The sequence below is a fragment of the Bacillus sp. SRL543 genome, from assembly GCF_984799205.1.
On the sequence record NZ_OZ481794.1, the window covers coordinates 1,144,008 to 1,160,395 of the forward strand.

General features: G+C 48.3%; 11 protein-coding genes. 9 read left to right on the top strand and 2 right to left on the bottom strand.

The window, feature by feature from the left end; genetic code table 11:
• Window positions 1-54: 54 nt before the first annotated feature.
• The 9 genes from AC4E8B_RS05925 to AC4E8B_RS05965 all read left to right on the top strand — a co-directional run bounded on the left by AC4E8B_RS05925 (window position 55) and on the right by AC4E8B_RS05965 (window position 9,864).
• Window positions 55-252: a gamma-type small acid-soluble spore protein gene (locus tag AC4E8B_RS05925; RefSeq protein ID WP_490217642.1), complete on the top strand. Its 198-nt coding sequence runs from the start codon at window positions 55-57 to the stop codon at window positions 250-252.
• Between the two features lie 723 nt (window positions 253-975).
• Window positions 976-1,230, top strand: a complete 255-nt coding sequence (locus tag AC4E8B_RS05930) for a YgaB family protein (protein ID WP_009795203.1) — start codon at window positions 976-978, stop codon at window positions 1,228-1,230.
• A gap of 240 nt (window positions 1,231-1,470) precedes the next feature.
• Complete coding sequence (gene ntdP, locus AC4E8B_RS05935) at window positions 1,471-2,001, top strand: nucleoside tri-diphosphate phosphatase (RefSeq protein ID WP_490217645.1); 531 nt, start codon at window positions 1,471-1,473, stop codon at window positions 1,999-2,001.
• A 106-nt stretch (window positions 2,002-2,107) separates the two neighbouring features.
• Window positions 2,108-3,856, top strand: coding sequence for an ABC transporter ATP-binding protein (locus AC4E8B_RS05940; protein ID WP_490217647.1), 1,749 nt, complete (start codon window positions 2,108-2,110; stop codon window positions 3,854-3,856).
• A gap of 366 nt (window positions 3,857-4,222) precedes the next feature.
• On the top strand, window positions 4,223-5,233 hold the full coding sequence (locus AC4E8B_RS05945) for an ABC transporter ATP-binding protein (protein WP_490217649.1): 1,011 nt from the start codon (window positions 4,223-4,225) through the stop codon (window positions 5,231-5,233).
• Window positions 5,214-6,200 (top strand): ABC transporter ATP-binding protein, encoded by a 987-nt coding sequence (locus tag AC4E8B_RS05950; RefSeq protein WP_490217651.1) that lies wholly within the window; start codon window positions 5,214-5,216, stop codon window positions 6,198-6,200. The genes AC4E8B_RS05945 and AC4E8B_RS05950 overlap by 20 nt, the downstream gene beginning before the upstream one ends.
• A 30-nt stretch (window positions 6,201-6,230) precedes the next feature.
• Window positions 6,231-7,844, top strand: a complete 1,614-nt coding sequence (locus AC4E8B_RS05955; RefSeq protein ID WP_490217653.1) for an ABC transporter substrate-binding protein — start codon at window positions 6,231-6,233, stop codon at window positions 7,842-7,844.
• A 99-nt stretch (window positions 7,845-7,943) separates the two neighbouring features.
• A complete protein-coding gene (locus AC4E8B_RS05960) occupies window positions 7,944-8,948 on the top strand; it encodes an ABC transporter permease (protein WP_490217654.1) in 1,005 nt (334 codons plus the stop codon).
• 16 nt (window positions 8,949-8,964) lie between these two features.
• The gene (locus tag AC4E8B_RS05965; RefSeq protein WP_490217656.1) at window positions 8,965-9,864 is read left to right on the top strand and encodes an ABC transporter permease; all 900 of its coding nucleotides are present in this window, start codon (window positions 8,965-8,967) and stop codon (window positions 9,862-9,864) included.
• Between the two features lie 520 nt (window positions 9,865-10,384).
• Here AC4E8B_RS05965 and AC4E8B_RS05970 read toward each other — a convergent pair.
• Both AC4E8B_RS05970 and AC4E8B_RS05975 read right to left on the bottom strand, forming a co-directional pair.
• On the bottom strand, window positions 10,385-11,464 hold the full coding sequence (locus tag AC4E8B_RS05970) for an FUSC family protein (RefSeq protein WP_490217658.1): 1,080 nt from the start codon (window positions 11,462-11,464) through the stop codon (window positions 10,385-10,387).
• 338 nt (window positions 11,465-11,802) lie between these two features.
• Entirely contained in the window at window positions 11,803-16,275 is a 4,473-nt protein-coding gene (locus AC4E8B_RS05975; protein ID WP_490217660.1) for a glutamate synthase-related protein, read from the bottom strand.
• Window positions 16,276-16,388: the final 113 nt, after the last annotated feature.

A 16,388-nucleotide genomic window follows, 5' to 3' on the forward strand; every position in this document is an offset into this window, starting at 1 on the left:
ATAGGATATTTTCTCTGCGGCTGGTTAAATTAATAGTCGTGGAGGTGATTAACAATGGCAAACAGACAAAACCAATCTCAAGCTGGCACTAACATCCAGGAAGTGCGCCAGCAAAACGCTCAAGCTTCTCAAGGCCAGCAAGGTCAATACGGCACTGAGTTCGCTAGCGAAACAAACGCTCAAGAAGTACGTCAGCAAAACCAGCAGGCTGAAGCCCGCAAAGGTCAAAACGCTGGCAAACAAAGCCGCTAATTGTATGGGAAGGCACTCTTTTATCCGCAAAGAGTGCCTTCTTTTTTATTTTCCTCTTTTCGCATTGATTGTTGTTATTTTGCTATCTTTATTTAGGAGCAATCCCCGCCCAGCCATAAAAAAGCGGACTTTCCCGTATTCCCGGATCTGATTGAGGGAATCAGTGACAGGTTGAAAAATAAGCGGAGAAATTCCCCCTACTTTCCAAAAAACTTAAAAAACAGCTCAAATAGACGGAGAAATTCCGACTATCGGCTCAAAAAACCGAAAAATGGGCAACTTCGCTTCGCTTAACCGGAAATTTTCCGCTTATTTACACCCACCCGTGCCATATTCAGCAGTTTAACCGGAGAATCTCCGCTTACTTTAAGGCTTGCTAATGATTCCTTGTTAAAGTTAAAAAGCAACAATCTTTATGAAAAGAGCTTTTTATTTTGCTTTACGCTTAAAAAAGCGCTTTTGAAAAAGATTGGAAGGCAGAACCCGACTTCGAACATTGTCCAGCTGCAGCGCCTACCCCCTCGAGGTCAGAAGCCACCCCTCCCAAAAAGGCAAAGAACGCCTTTCCGGGAGGGGTGTCTTCTGCTTGTCGGGGGTGAACAAGGCGCTTCCGCTTTTCCCTATTCGACAAAACTTCCTTTCAATCAGCAGAACTAGTCAAAGGAATGATTCGGGTAAAGCCGAAATACATAGGTAGAATCTGAAATTGGGACGGTGACCTGTATGAGCACTTTTGACCTGCTGGTATCTGAACAGATGAAAACGATGGAAAAGCTTCTGTTCCTTCAATCCGAACTGGAACGCTGCCAGGAAATTGAGCATGAACTGAAAATAATCCAGGAAGAAACGGAGCTGGAAAGCGTCCAGTTTGAAATCCACCGCATGAAAGAAGAATTGCGCGAGATCCACCGGGTGTTTGAAACCCAGACGGAAGAAGTGATCAGGTCCTACCAGGAAGTGAATTTGACCTGCGGCTGAAAAATACACAGCGGGGAAGATCAGGAAACAGGCTGGATCCATGCGTTTCATGAGTGACTATATGGGATTGATCGGGCCATTGAGAGATTTTTCAATGGCTCTTTGTTTTAAATTCTTTCTTTAACCGTTATAATAATAGGAAATAATACGTACTTTGTTGCCTTTTGTCGTTTTTCGAGATCTTGTGCAAGTCAGTGGATAGGTTGCAAAGCGTTTGGGAATGAAAGTAGGGGAGAAGAAATGGGCGTACCCATCGAAGGAGAACCGATGCAAATACACAGCTACAAACACAATGGGCACATCCATCGCGTCTGGGAGGAAACGACCGTTCTAAAAGGGACACAGGGCCTTGTGATCGGAGGAAATGACAGGACGATTGTGACGGAATCCGATGGGAGGACCTGGGTGACCCGCGAGCCGGCAATCTGTTATTTCCATTCACAGTACTGGTTTAATATCATCGGGATGATCCGGGAGGATGGCGTGTATTATTACTGCAATATCAGCTCTCCTTTTATATTTGACGGCGAAGCGCTGAAGTATATTGATTATGACCTGGATATCAAGGTCTTTCCGGATATGACATTCAATCTTCTCGATGAAGACGAATATGAACGGCACCGGAAGGAAATGAACTATCCTGAAGTCATCGACCGGATATTAAAAGCGAATGTCGATAAGCTGATTCAATGGATCCGCCAGCGGAAAGGGCCTTTTGCCCCGGATTTTATTGACATTTGGTATGAGAGATATTTAACCTACAGACGCTGATGATAAGGATAAAAAAGCCTATGTAGCACCTGTTGACCTTGTTTCAACAGGTTTTTATCTGTTTAAAAGAGGTATTCTATAGAGAGAGCATTAAGGGGGGCAGCAAGTGAACAGCATCAAAAGATACATGAAATTTGTTAAGCCATACCGGCTGCAAATTATTGGCACACTTTTAATAGGCATCATTAAATTTGCGATTCCGCTATTGATTCCGCTACTGATTAAATATGTAATTGATGATATCGTCGGGAATGAGGCAATGACCCAAAGCGGTAAAACGGACAGGCTGCTATGGATCATGGGAGTCATGATTGTCATATTTGTGCTGGCCCGGCCGCCGATTGAATATTACAGGCAATATTTTGCACAATGGACAGCCAGCAAGATCCTCTATGATATCCGGGATGAGCTGTTTCACCATATCCAGAAGCTCAGCTTCAAATTTTATTCCAACAACAGGGCAGGGGAAATCATTTCACGGGTCATTAATGACGTGGAACAGACGAAGACCTTTGTGGTGACAGGCCTTATGAATTTGTGGCTGGATATTGCGACAATCATTATTGCTGTCATCATCATGTTCAATATGGATATTACGCTTACAATCGTTTCCCTGATCCTTTTCCCATTCTATGCATTCAGTGTCCGGTACTTCTTCGGGAATTTAAGGATGCTTACCCGTGTGCGGTCCCAAGCGCTGGCCGAAGTACAGGGATATTTGCATGAACGGGTCCAGGGAATGGCCGTTGTAAAGAGCTTTGCCATTGAAGACCATGAGCAGAAGCAGTTTGACAGCCAAAATAAAAATTTCCTGGAGAAAGCCATTAATCATACAAAATGGAATGCCAAGGCTTTCGCTGTCGTTAACACCATCACGGATATAGCGCCATTGATCGTTATCGGCTATTCAGGATATGTGGTCATACAGGGCGATTTGTCGATTGGGACCATGATGGCCTTCATCGCCTATATCGACAGGCTTTATAATCCGCTCCGCCGGCTTGTCAATTCGTCCACCACCCTGACGCAGTCGATTGCTTCCATGGACCGGGTGTTTGAACTGGCCGATGAGAAATACGACATCGACGATTCCCCGGACAGCATTGAAGTGACAAGCGTTGAGGGGCATATTGAATTCAAAAATGTGGACTTCTCATATGATAAGGAAGAAGAAACAGTGTTAAAGGATATCTCCCTTGATGTCCGGCAGGGAGAGACCATTGCCCTGGTCGGCATGAGCGGAGGAGGAAAATCTTCCTTAATCAGCCTGATCCCCCGTTTTTATGATGTCACGAAGGGGGAAATTCTGCTGGATGGGACGGATATCCGGCAGTTTAAGGTACGATCTTTGCGTGATAAGATTGGAATTGTATTGCAAGATAATATTCTTTTCAGTGAATCCGTCAAAACAAATATCCTTCTCGGGAAGCCTCATGCCAGTGACGAGGAAGTGATTGCGGCTGCCAAGGCTGCCAATGCACATGATTTTATCATGAACCTTCCGGAAGCTTATGATACTAAAGTTGGGGAAAGGGGCGTCAAGCTGTCAGGAGGGCAGAAGCAGAGGGTGGCCATCGCCAGGATTTTCCTGAAAAATCCGCCGATCCTGATTCTGGATGAAGCTACATCTGCCCTTGACCTGGAAAGCGAGCACCTCATCCAGGAAGCTCTGGAAAAGCTCGCTAAAGACAGGACGACATTTATTGTAGCCCACCGGCTCTCAACCATCACCCATGCCGATAGGATTGTCCATATCGAGAATGGGGAAATAGCAGAAATCGGCAATCATGAAGAACTTATGGCCAGACAGGGTCATTATTATAACTTATTCCAGGTCCAGCAGCTGGAGCATTGAGGAAAACCCTTCTCTTCTACAGAAATCACATTGTAGAGGGGGAGGGTTTTTCCTATTCATTCCAGGTAATTTTGCTCATATAACAAAAAAGCACGGCATATGATGGGAAAAGCGAGTCTCATCCCCTGAAGATATTTCGTTTTACTAAATAACATTCTAAAAATTTAATATATTTAAATAATTTGGAAAAATCTGTGGACTTGTATGGGCTTTTTTTATAGAATGAGAAAAAGATAGTGACCAAAGGTACAAATTTAAAGGGCATGCTGTGATGCCCTCCTGGTTGGCAGCATTTAAACTGCAGGAAATCAGGAGAATTCATGAAAGACCAGTGCTTCAGCATGGAAAAAAGGAAGGAGTAATGGTGTGAGTCAAGCTCCCGTTTTAGATGTAAAGCAGCTGAAAACCTCCTTTTTTTCTTCAGATGGAGAAATACCAGCTGTGGATGAAATCAGTTTTTCGGTCCGTAAAGGTGAAATTCTGGGAATAGTAGGCGAATCAGGCTGCGGCAAAAGCGTGACGTCGCTGTCGATCATGAAGCTGATTCCCCAGCCGCCCGGAAAAATCACAGGCGGCGAGATTCTGCTGAATGGCGAGGATCTGGTTGCTGCTTCGGAAAAAAGGATGAGGGAGATAAGAGGGAATGAAGTGGCGATGATTTTCCAGGAGCCGATGACTTCCCTTAACCCGCTGTTCACTATCGGCAGCCAGCTGGTAGAGGGCATCTCGATACATAAGAAGATTAAGAAAAAGGAAGCGGCCAGGCAGGCTGTGGAAATGCTGAAGCTTGTAGGCCTGCCGAGGGCAGAACAGATGATGAAAGAGTATCCGCACCAGCTCTCAGGGGGGATGAGGCAAAGGGTGATGATAGCCATGGCCCTCTCCTGCCACCCGAAGCTCCTGATTGCGGATGAACCGACAACAGCGCTTGATGTGACGATACAGGCACAGATTCTCGCCCTTATGAAGGATTTAAATAAAAAGCTGGATACGGCCATCGTAATGATCACCCATGACCTTGGCGTCGTGGCGGAGGTCTGTGAAAGGGTCATTGTGATGTATGCAGGCAAGGTAGTCGAGGAAGCGCCTGTCAGGGAAATCTTCAAAAACGCCAAGCATCCATATACAATCGGTCTTCTCCAGTCGGTCCCCGATATAAGGGAGAGGAAGGACAGGCTGTACTCGATACCGGGAAATGTTCCGAAGCCCGGCTCAGTCAAGCATGGCTGCCGCTTTGCGGCAAGATGTGAATTTGTACATGACCGCTGCCTGTCCGAAACGCCGGAGCTGTACCAGGGAGATTCGCCGGTGCATACGGTAAGATGTTTTCTTCATGATGAATCAGGAGGTGCAGCCAATGGCGGAAGTTCTGCTTGAGGTCAATCAGCTTAAAAAGTATTTTCCGATAACAGGCGGCCTTTTTGGCAAGAAGACTGGAGATGTAAAGGCTGTTGATGATGTCAGCTTTTTTGTCAATAAAGGGGAAACACTCGGGATTGTAGGGGAAAGCGGCTGCGGGAAGTCAACAACCGGCAGGATGCTGATGAGGCTGATTGAACCTACCGAAGGAAAGGTGCTGTTTGAAGGGAAAGAACTGACAGGAATGAACGATTCGGAAATGAGGAAGATGCGCAAGGAAATGCAGATGGTATTCCAGGATCCGTTTGCTTCCCTGAATCCCCGCCATACAGTCGAAAAAATCCTTGAGGAGCCGCTGATCGTCCACGGGATGGGTGATAAGAAGGAGCGGAAGCAAAAGGTAAAAGAGATGCTCGAAGTCGTTGGATTGAGCAGCTGGCATGCGAAAAGGTATCCCCACCAGTTCAGCGGCGGGCAAAGGCAGAGAATCGGGATCGCACGGGCCCTGATGACCAGGCCGAAGCTGATCATTGCGGATGAGCCGGTCTCTGCGCTCGATGTTTCTATCCAGTCACAGGTGCTGAACCTGCTTGAAGACCTGCAGAAGGAGTTCCAGCTGACTTATATTTTCATAGCCCATGACCTTGGTGTCGTCAGGCATATCAGCGACAGGGTGGGAGTGATGTATCTTGGGCGGCTGGTAGAAATCACGACAGCTGAAAAGCTGTACGAAAAGCCTCTGCATCCTTATACTTCAGCCCTTCTTGACGCGGTGCCGGTCCCGGATCCTGATCTGCGCAAGGAAGCGGAGCTTTTGAGCGGCGATATCCCAAGCCCGGCGAATCCGCCAAAAGGCTGCGCCTTCCATACAAGGTGCCGGGAGTGCATGGAAATCTGCACGGTCGAGCGGCCGCAGCTGGAAGAAATTGAAGAGGGTCATTTTGCAGCCTGCCACTTATACACCAGTGACAGGGTGCATGCATGATAAAAGAAAGATATTAAAAGGGGGAAAAGTATGAAAAAGCGCAATGGTCTTTTAATGTTGGTTTTTGCTCTGCTGCTGTCACTGGGACTTGCAGGCTGCAGCGGCAGCCAGTCAAGCGGCACAGATGAAGGAGAGAAGGATTCCGGTTCAGATTCGGGCGGTGAAACAGCTGCCGGCGGAACACTTGTCTTCGGGCGAAGCGGAGACTCTGATGCTCTGGACCCGGCCGTTACAACGGAAGGTGAATCCTTTAAGGTTACAGTCAATATTTTTGAAACACTGATCAACTTTGGCGAGCAGGATACAGAAATCCAGCCAGGCCTTGCAACTGAATGGGAGGAAAGTGAAGACGGGCTGAAGCATACACTCAAGCTTCGCGAGGGAGTCAAGTTCCATGACGGGACAGATTTCAATGCAGAAGCAGTCGTCTTCAACTTCAACCGCTGGAAAGCAGGCAATAAAGAAGAGTTCTATTATTATGCCTCTCAATTTGGCGATGTCCTTACAGAGGTAAAAGCTGTTGATGACTATACAGTTGAATTTACATTAAGCAGGCCGATCGCTCCATTCCTGAAAAACCTGGCGATGTCGCCATTTGGGATCGCGAGTCCTGCTGCAGTAGAAAAAGCCGGTGATAAATTCACTGACAACCCTGTCGGAACGGGGCCTTTCAAGTTCAAAGAATGGAAACGGAACGACCGTGTCGTCATCGAGAAGAATCCGGATTACTGGCAGGAAGGGCTTCCAAAGCTGGACTCTGTCATTTTCAGGGTTATCCCGGAAAACTCAGCAAGGCTGAATGCTTTGTCTACAGGCGAAGTTGACCTGATCGACGGCGTGAGCTTCAGTGATGTAGGACAAATCGAAGGAAATGCGGAACTTCAGCTGTTTGACCGTCCGTCCATGAATGTCGGCTATCTTGGCCTTACCAATACACGAGGTCCTCTGAAAGATAAGAAGGTGCGCCAGGCGCTGAACTATGCAGTGGATAAGCAGGCACTCATAGATGCCTTCTATTCCGGATATGCAGAGCCGGCGAAGAACCCGATGCCGCCGGGAATTGCGGGCTACAATGATGAAGTGCAGGATTATGAATTCAATCCTGAAAAGGCGAAGGAGCTTCTGAAGGAAGCAGGCTATGAAAATGGATTTGAAATGGAGCTTTGGGCCATGCCGGTTGCGCGTCCGTATATGCCAGACGGGCAAAAGGTTGCCGAAGCCATCCAGGCCAACTTTGCTGATGTAGGCGTAAAAGCGAAAATCGTATCCTATGAATGGGGAACTTACCTTGATAAAGCCAATAAAGGGGAAGCAGATTCCTTCCTGCTCGGCTGGACAGGGGACAATGGAGATGCAGACAACTTCCTTTATGTACTTCTTGACCAGGATACAATCGGTTCCAATAACTATACCTATTATAAAAACCAGGAGGTCCACGATCTTCTGATTAAAGCACAGACGCTGACAGACCAGGCTGAGCGCGAAGAGCTGTATAAGCAGGCACAGCTGATCATCAAGGATGATGCTCCATGGATCCCGCTTGTCCACTCTAATCCTGTACTTGCAGGAAAAGCGGATATTACCGGATTCAAGCCTCATCCAACAGGATCGGATCTGCTGTCTTCTGTGGAATTTACAAAGTAGAAAGAAAGATAGATAGAAAGAAAGGGAGTTCCTCAAAGCGGCTCCCTTTTCTTTTAGCCGGATCCATGCGGCTGGACAACCATCAAGAGAGGTGAAAACATGCTATCGTATACGATCAAACGAATATTTTCCCTTATCCCTGTCTTACTCGGGCTGTCGCTGATTGTATTTTTCATGATCAGGGCCATACCGGGCGACCCCGCCCAAATCATCCTTGGCCAGCTGGCAACGAAAGAGGCTGTGGCCGATTTGACAGAGCAGCTTGGGCTTGATAAGCCCTGGTTCATTCAATATTTTACATATCTGGGGGGCCTGTTTACCGGTGATCTGGGAGAATCGCTGCGTACGAAGGCACCGATCAGCGGAGAAATTTGGCCTTTCCTGGCAGCTACGATGGAACTGTCATTCTGCGCTATGCTCATTGCCATCTTTTTCGGCGTGAATGCAGGGATCATCAGTGCCTGGTTCCAAAACTCCTGGTTTGATTATATCGCAATGGTGCTTGCGCTTGTCGGCGTATCAATGCCGATCTTCTGGCTTGGGCTTATGGAGCAGTGGATTTTTGCCATCAATTTGGACTGGCTGCCTACGTCAGGCCGGGAAGAGGTCAGAAATCCGGTTGAGGCAATTACTAATCTCTATGTCATCGATACCCTCCTGGCAGGCCGGATGGATCAGTTCTGGGATGTCATCCGCCATCTGGTGCTTCCGAGCCTTGCATTATCGACGATTCCGATGGCCATCATTGCCAGGATCACGCGCTCGACGATGCTTGAAGTAATGCGGTCAGACTTCATCCGTACGGCAAGGGCCAAAGGGCTGCGGATGTTCTGGGTCGTGTATAAGCATTCATTGAAAAATGCCATCATTCCTGTTTTGACGATCATCGGGCTGCAGACTGGACTCCTTCTTGGCGGTGCCATCCTGACGGAGACGATTTTCAGCTGGCCGGGAATCGGAAGGTATATCTATGAAGCTATCAATTACCGCGATTATCCGGTCATCCAATCAGGTATCCTTGTTATTGCTTTCATCTTTGTCATGATCAATCTGATTGTCGACCTCTTATATGCGGCAATCGATCCAAGGATCAAATACAACTAAAGGAGGGAAGAAGCCTATGGAATTATCAACAGAAAAAAAGGTACATCCGTCAGCGGTCCAGGCCGGGGAAAAGGTGGAATCCCCCTGGCTTGAAGCATGGCGGAGCTTCCGGAAAAACAAGCTGGCCGTTGTCGGTGCGCTTATTGTCCTGTTCTTTGTCATGCTGGCAGTATTTGCACCGCTGATCGCCCCGACAGGCATCAACGAGCAGCAGCTGGCAAACCGGCTGAAGGCTCCATCGGCCGACCATTGGTTCGGAACCGATGACTTCGGAAGGGATATTCTTTCCCGGGTAATTTATGGGGCGCGGATATCTCTATGGGTCGGCTTTCTGGCCGTCCTCGGCTCACTTGCAGCAGGCTGTCTGCTGGGAATCATTGCGGGCTATTATGGCCGTTGGGTGGATACCATCATTTCACGCTTCTTTGATATCATGCTTGCGTTTCCGAGCATCCTTTTGGCGATTGCGATCGTAGCTGTGCTGGGTCCATCCTTAAGGAATGCACTCATTGCCATTGCCATCATCAATATCCCTAACTTTGGGCGCCTGATCCGTTCCCGGGTGCTCAGTGTAAAGCAGGAAGAATACATCATGGCGGCCAAGGCGGTCGGCATGAGTGACGCCCGCATCTTATTCCTCCACGTCCTGCCGAACAGCATGGGGCCAATCATCGTCCAGGGAACACTGGCAGTAGCAACAGCGATCATTGAAGCCGCTGCACTGGGCTTCCTGGGACTGGGGGCAGAAGCCCCAAATCCCGAATGGGGGAAAATGCTTTCCGATGCAAAGGCATACCTCATCCAGGCCCCATGGACAATGATCTTCCCAGGCCTCGCCATCATGCTCACCGTACTCGGCTTCAACCTCATGGGCGATGGACTGAGAGATGCATTGGATCCTAGGATGAAGAGTTAGAAAGAAAAGGGGAGGGGGCGCCTGCTTGATAAAAGGATGTGATGAAAGGCGCTCATCCTGAGACAGCATCCATTTGATAAAGATCCTATACAGTAATGCATAGGATGCTTTGAATAAATACTCCATTCTAAAGGTGCTTGTGGATTTATCACTTAGAAAATTGGTAATGTAAAAATGGGTTCGGAAAGCAATCCTCCGCACCCTTTTTTATTTGTATAAAATTCTATAACTGCTAATTAACTTATAGATTTTATAGCAGCCCAGGATATTACATTACTCAAACTTGAGAAAGCCTGTTGATTGCAGTGGAAGGCACGAAGACTCCTGTGGGAAATAGCGGCAATGCTGAGACCCCGCAGACGCGCAGCGGTGAGGAGGCTCAGCGTCGCCCCGCGGAAAGCGAAGTGCCTGGAACGGAAATCAACAGCCCCATTAACGGAAAAAGCTATTAATAAAAGCACAGCCCTAGTTTAAATTACCTCACAAAGAAAAGCAGCCGGATGGCTGCTTCTCTTTGTGACTATTCCTCATTTTCCTCTATACTAATCTCGTTTTCCTCTTTATGATACGACTGAAAACTCGAAATCAATGTATCCAAATGCTCGACCTGTTCATCGTATTCAATAATGGCAGAGATAATCTGCATCGTATGGTAGATGATCTGCTCATCATCATTTTCCATGTTTTTATGCTGCGCCAGGAAGAAGGTGAACAGCTCCTTGCGGTCAAGGCAGATATCGCCTTCTTCAAAGCTCACCTGCGGTTTCACTTTTCCAATGAACTTGAGCATCACATGTTCATGGTAGTGTATCAGGCAGTCCAGCTGCTGCTGGATAGAATTCTGGAAATCTTCCGGCATCTGCTGCAGCTCGTATTCATGGCGATGCAGCCTTTTAAGTGTTTCAAGCGACATTTTCACGGTTGAAATCATCTGTCTGTAGATGACCAGCTTCCTGGCTTTAACCGGGCTGTCTTTTTTCAGGTAATTCCGTTCTTCCTTGTACATAAGGTACAGCTGATCAAGCTTAATGACATCATCTTTCAGCTTCTCGATATCATTTTTTAAGAGCATATGCTCAGAAGCATGTCGTACGTTCAGCCTGATCCACTTTGTAATATCTTCTGTCGCATTGGATATTTTATAATATAGCTTATTTTCATATTTAGGCGGCAGAAATACAAGATTAACCAGAAACGCTGATAATATCCCAAGCATGATGGTCGAAAACCGGATCACGGCAAATTGTACGAAGTCATCACCAGGCGTTTCCATGATAGCTATCAGGGTAACCAGGGACAGGGCGATGGTCTTTTCAAGCTTTAGCTTCAGATTGATGATGATGACAATGACGGCGGCAAGGCCGACGATAAAATAATTGTTTCCGAAAATAAGGACAAAGACGACGGCGATGACAGCCCCGATGATATTGCCCTGGATCTGCTCAATTACCGATAAATACGATCTGTAGATGGTAGGCTGGATCGCGAAAATGGCTGCGATGCCTGCAAAAACAGGGGATGGCAGGTTGAATAGCTCTGATAAAAATAAAGACAGTATGATGGCAATTCCCGTTTTTAGTATTCGGGCTCCAAGCTTCATGCAATTAATATCCTTTCATCTTTATAATGGCTGACCTTTCAAAAATGCAGCAGCCATTATCTATTTTATACTTACTTTAAACCGATTTGCTCGTTGTTAAACAATTATGTACTATACAGGGATTATCCTTGAAGTTCAAGGGACAAATATGATGAATACCGATAATATTCCATTAAGGCGCTTACATAAAAAAAGTGGTGCATTGAAAGTACTATTCCATTATATGTGAGGAGATGGAGCCCGTATGGTCATTCAGCTGTGCAGAGCAGGATAATGGGTAAAAGGCATAAAAAAGACCCGCTCAAGACTGTTGAGCGGGCCTTTGCTTTGGGATTCCATCATTCTGTTGAAACAGAAGGGTCTGCCTGTTCTTTTACAGGAACTACTTGGAAGAAATGCTTTTCCGCATCTTCAAGCAATTTTGCCAGCTCTTCTGATTCTTCGTGCTGACCTTGTTCTGCCAGCAGTTTTGAATAATTGCCCAGCAGCTCTTGCACATCATCATGCCCTTTTGTGGACAAGGAAGAGATGGTGACTTTTGCTCCTTTTGCAATCCTGCGCTGGAGAGCTTCCTTTGTAAGCCCCAGTTCCGGCTGGTGGCGGAGGTATACGACACCGCCGGTCATCCCTGCGCAAATCCATGGGCCAGGATCGCCAAGCACCATGCCTCTGCCATTGGTCATGTATTCAAAAGCAAATCCCTTAATATTGGAATGTGTCCCGATGTTGCCATGTTCTTTTTCAGGGAGGGGCTTTTTCAGCTGCCCGCCAATGATCATGTCTGCACCGGAGAGGCGGATGCCTGCGCGGGCATCGGCATTCCCCTGGGCCACGAGCAGCCCTTTTTGGGCGCCGTATCCGAATCCTTTACCGACTGATCCATTGTAGAAGCTGCCATTTTTACCTTCTGATTTAAAAATCAAAATCTCTCCGCCGAATGAAGTCTTTCCGATGCCATCCTGCGCACCCCCGGCCACTTCAATATGGATGCCGGCGCTGTTGTAGGCTCCGAGCCCGTTGCCCGGAATCGAACCGCCCTTATATTTAAGGGAGACAGGCGGAAGGCTCTGATAAGATCCGTCCAGCCGGTTTCTGACGCGATGGCAGGAAACACGGCTCCCCAGCACACGCTGTTCTGAAGTAATGCTCTGGTATTCGCGTGATTGATGGAGCTCTTCTACGCTTGCATCAAGATATTCTGCGCCTACTGCAACCTGCAGCTGGTGGGCATCGAGGGAAGCAGCCGCTTCCTGGTGGCTCAATTGGCCGATCTCAAGTGTGCGGAGAAGGTAGGTCAAATCAAGCTGTTCTTTTCCTTTTGCCTGCTCAAGGAGGTCAGAGCGCCCGACAGCGTCCTGGAGGTTCCTGATTCCGAGTCCCGCTGCCAGTGCCTTGAGCTCTGTCCCGAAGGCTGTATATAAGTTCATGATGCCCTGGACCGCCAAGTCGAATTGGCGAGGGACGAAGCGGCGGAGGCCATGATCCTTTGCCTGTGCTTCTGTTTCGATCTGGGTCGCAATCCCGACATGGCATGTATCCAGATGGCAGCCGCGGCAGGTGGTGCAGCCGATCGCCAGCATGGAAAGTGTCCCGAATCCGATCCTGTTTGCACCGAGGAGCATAACCTTCAGCACATCAGATGCACTCTTGATGCCGCCGTCAGCCCAGATTTCCACACTGTCGCGCAGTCCTGCTTCAAGCAGGGCGTTATGGGCGGCCTTAACGCCGATTTCAACCGGAAGCCCGACATGCTGGAGCGCATGGATCCTTGCGGCGCCAGTACCGCCGTCAAAGCCGCTCAGCGTGATGATATCCGCACCGGCTTTGGCAATCCCAACCGAGATGGTCCCGATATTGGGGACAACAGGGACTTTTACAGCCACTTTTGCTTTATCATTGGCCGTCTTGAGCTCGTGGATCATTTGGGCGAGATCTTCAATCGAGTAGATATCATGGTTATTGGATGGCGAAATTAAATCCGAGCCTATGGTGGCATTCCTCGCCTCGGCAATCTTCGCTGTCACTTTTGAGCCGGGAAGATGTCCGCCTTCGCCCGGCTTCGCGCCCTGGCCGATTTTGATTTCAAGCAGGTTTGATGAGTTCAGCAGCTCTGCGTTCACCCCAAACCGGCCGGAAGCAACCTGCTGTCCGCGGGTATTCGGGTATTTGCCCAGCATATCCTTGATTTCCCCGCCTTCACCATTCATGCTGACCATGTTCAGGCGGTCTGCGCCTTCTGCATATGCCCTGAAGGCAATCTCATTTTGTGAGCCGAACGACATGGAAGCAATGACGAAAGGGAGGTCATGCGTGCCGACATTCAGGCTCACCTCTGAAGGCGATACAGGGGAGGATGCCGGTTTAAAGCCAGTCAGATGGCGAATCGTTGTCGGATTCTGCTCCTCCTGTTCAGAAATCTTTTCGCCATATGCGGTATAGTCGCCGGTTTTGGCAACCTCGCCGATGGCTTTCCAGATGCGCGGGAACAGGTGGAAGGTTTTTCCGATTCTTTCTTTTTCATTCTGGTAATCTTCTGCTCTTTGAATGCTGTCTTCCTTCATGCTTTCGAAGTTGCAGGCAAGCTCTCCTGAACCGAAGAAGTTTACGATATTCAGGACTTCCGCGGTCTCTTCATGCAGACCGATGCTTGAGAAGAGGCGTCCGTAGCCCCTCAGCTCATGGATGCCGATTGTGGATATCACTTTCTCCAGGCCTTTAGTCAAGGCGGTGTACAGGTTTACAAGCGGCGTTGCCGATTCATCAAGCACAGTCATGAACATATAGTATGGGGAGATCAGATCTGCACCCAGTCCATAGCTGGTGATGATATCATGCAGCGACCGGATGGAAGCTGAACGGAGCAGGACGGAACAGTCCCTGCGCAAAGCTTCCTTCACGAGCGCCTGATCGATCGCTGATACGGCCAAATGGGGATCGAGCCAGAGATTCCCGTTCTGGTGTGCCTGTGAATCATCCAGTATCAGGAGGGATTTGCCGTTCCTGACAGCAGCCACGGCATCTGCTGCCAAACGGCCAAGGGCGTCCCGGATGCCTTCATCTTCACTGAAAACAATCGGGATGTATGCAGCCAGTTTTTGTTCCTGGTAATAATCTGTCACCTGGTCATAGCTGGGCTGCTGGATGATGCCGGAACATTCGAATCCAGCTTTTCCTTCAATCAGGAGCGGAGTCTGCAGTTCAGTGACCCCAGAAACTTCCGTGCCGGATTGGAAGAGGGCAGGGCGCTTCCCGATGATGGCCCTGGTGGAAAAGTGTTCTGTCTCACGGTCGCGGTCAATGGCCGGGTTGGTTACGACTGCAACACTTTCTTTTATATAGTCGGCGATGTTTTTCCGCTCAGGGTTCAAGGCTGCCAGGGGAGCATCATGTCCTAAAGAGCGGATCGGCTCAATGCCTTTATCTGCCATCTGTTCAACAAGCTGGACCTGGTCCCTTTCCCAGCCGAATGCTTTGTATTGGCCATTATGGATTTTGCTTGGATAGTTCATGGAAATCGTCTTGGGCAGCCTTGGCGTTTCAAGACGCTTCCTGCTGCCGTCCAGCTGCACGCGCTTGGAGAATCTTTTATACACTTCTTCCTGGTATGCATGCTGCTCAAATACCTCCAGGACATCTCCATTCCACTTCAGGCCGACCTTTTCTCCCGGAGCGAGCGGCTTAGGCTCGTTTACAAATTCGCTGGAAGGAATAATCCCCGGTTCAGAAGAGAATAAATAAGAACTTTCTGTTTCAAGCATCCATAGCGGACGCAGCCCAAGTGCATCCACACTGAATACTGCTTCGTCCGCAAAGCGGGAAATGATGCCGGCAGGACCCTGGGCAAAATGGCCCCAGCCTTCCCGGATGTATGTGTACAGATCCTGCAGGTGATCAGGGTATGACTTGATTTCATTCACGATCGGCGGGAACATGACATCCATCGCTTCAAAAAGTGAATAATTTTCACGGCAAATAAACGTTTCCAGTGTTCTGCTCAAGTCCTGTGAATCGCTCCCGTCTTTAACGAGCGGAACGCCTGCAAGCTTAGCTTCATCCCGGAGTTTGGCAATCGTGTTGATTTCGCCGTTATGCCCAAGCACACTGAAAGGCTGGACGCGGAAAAAGCTGGAGAGCGTATTGGTCGAATATCTGTTATGGCCAAGCGTCATTGTCGATGCGGCAAGCGGATCGGCAAGATCATGATAATATTTGGGAAGGATATCCCCTGCGCCCATTACTTTATAGACAGCATGGTGCTGGCTCAGGGAGGCGACATGCACATGCTCATCCTCTTCAAAATCTATGATCAGATTAAATAATTTTTCAGTAAGGTGCTGTCCCTCTAAATCTGATAGTATGGCAAACTGCCAGAATATAGGGTTTTCCTGGATGGCAATCGGCCCAAGAGCTGAAGAATCTGTCACATCGTCTGATTCGAACAGGATTTGAAAGCCTGCTGATTCTAATTTTTCTGCAAGGCTTGCCTTAGTGCCAGAGCTTTTTTCGTTTCTAGACATGAAAACATGGCCGACGGCAAACCCTTCCAGGACAGCCGCGCCAGGATCTGAACCGGCGTCAGACAGCTTCTGTTTCCATAGCTCGCGCGGGATATCGATGTGAATCCCGACGCCGTCTCCTTCGCCGTTAATAAAACCGGCACGGTGATTCATCGTGACAAGGGCATCGATACAGGCAAAAATATTCTCCCTTGATGGAACTTTATTTTTCTCCATTGCGGCTACAATCCCGCATGCATCATGTTCCTGGCGGTTAAAATCAGTGAATAGGGATGGACTCCAAGTTTGTGTCATAAATACGGCTTCAGCAAAATGCCAAGCCGGTTCACCTCCTAAAAATTTATTCAGATATACAAAATGAAATTTTGTTAGGTTTATTGTTTCGGGGAAACAGGAAAGGGGAAAAT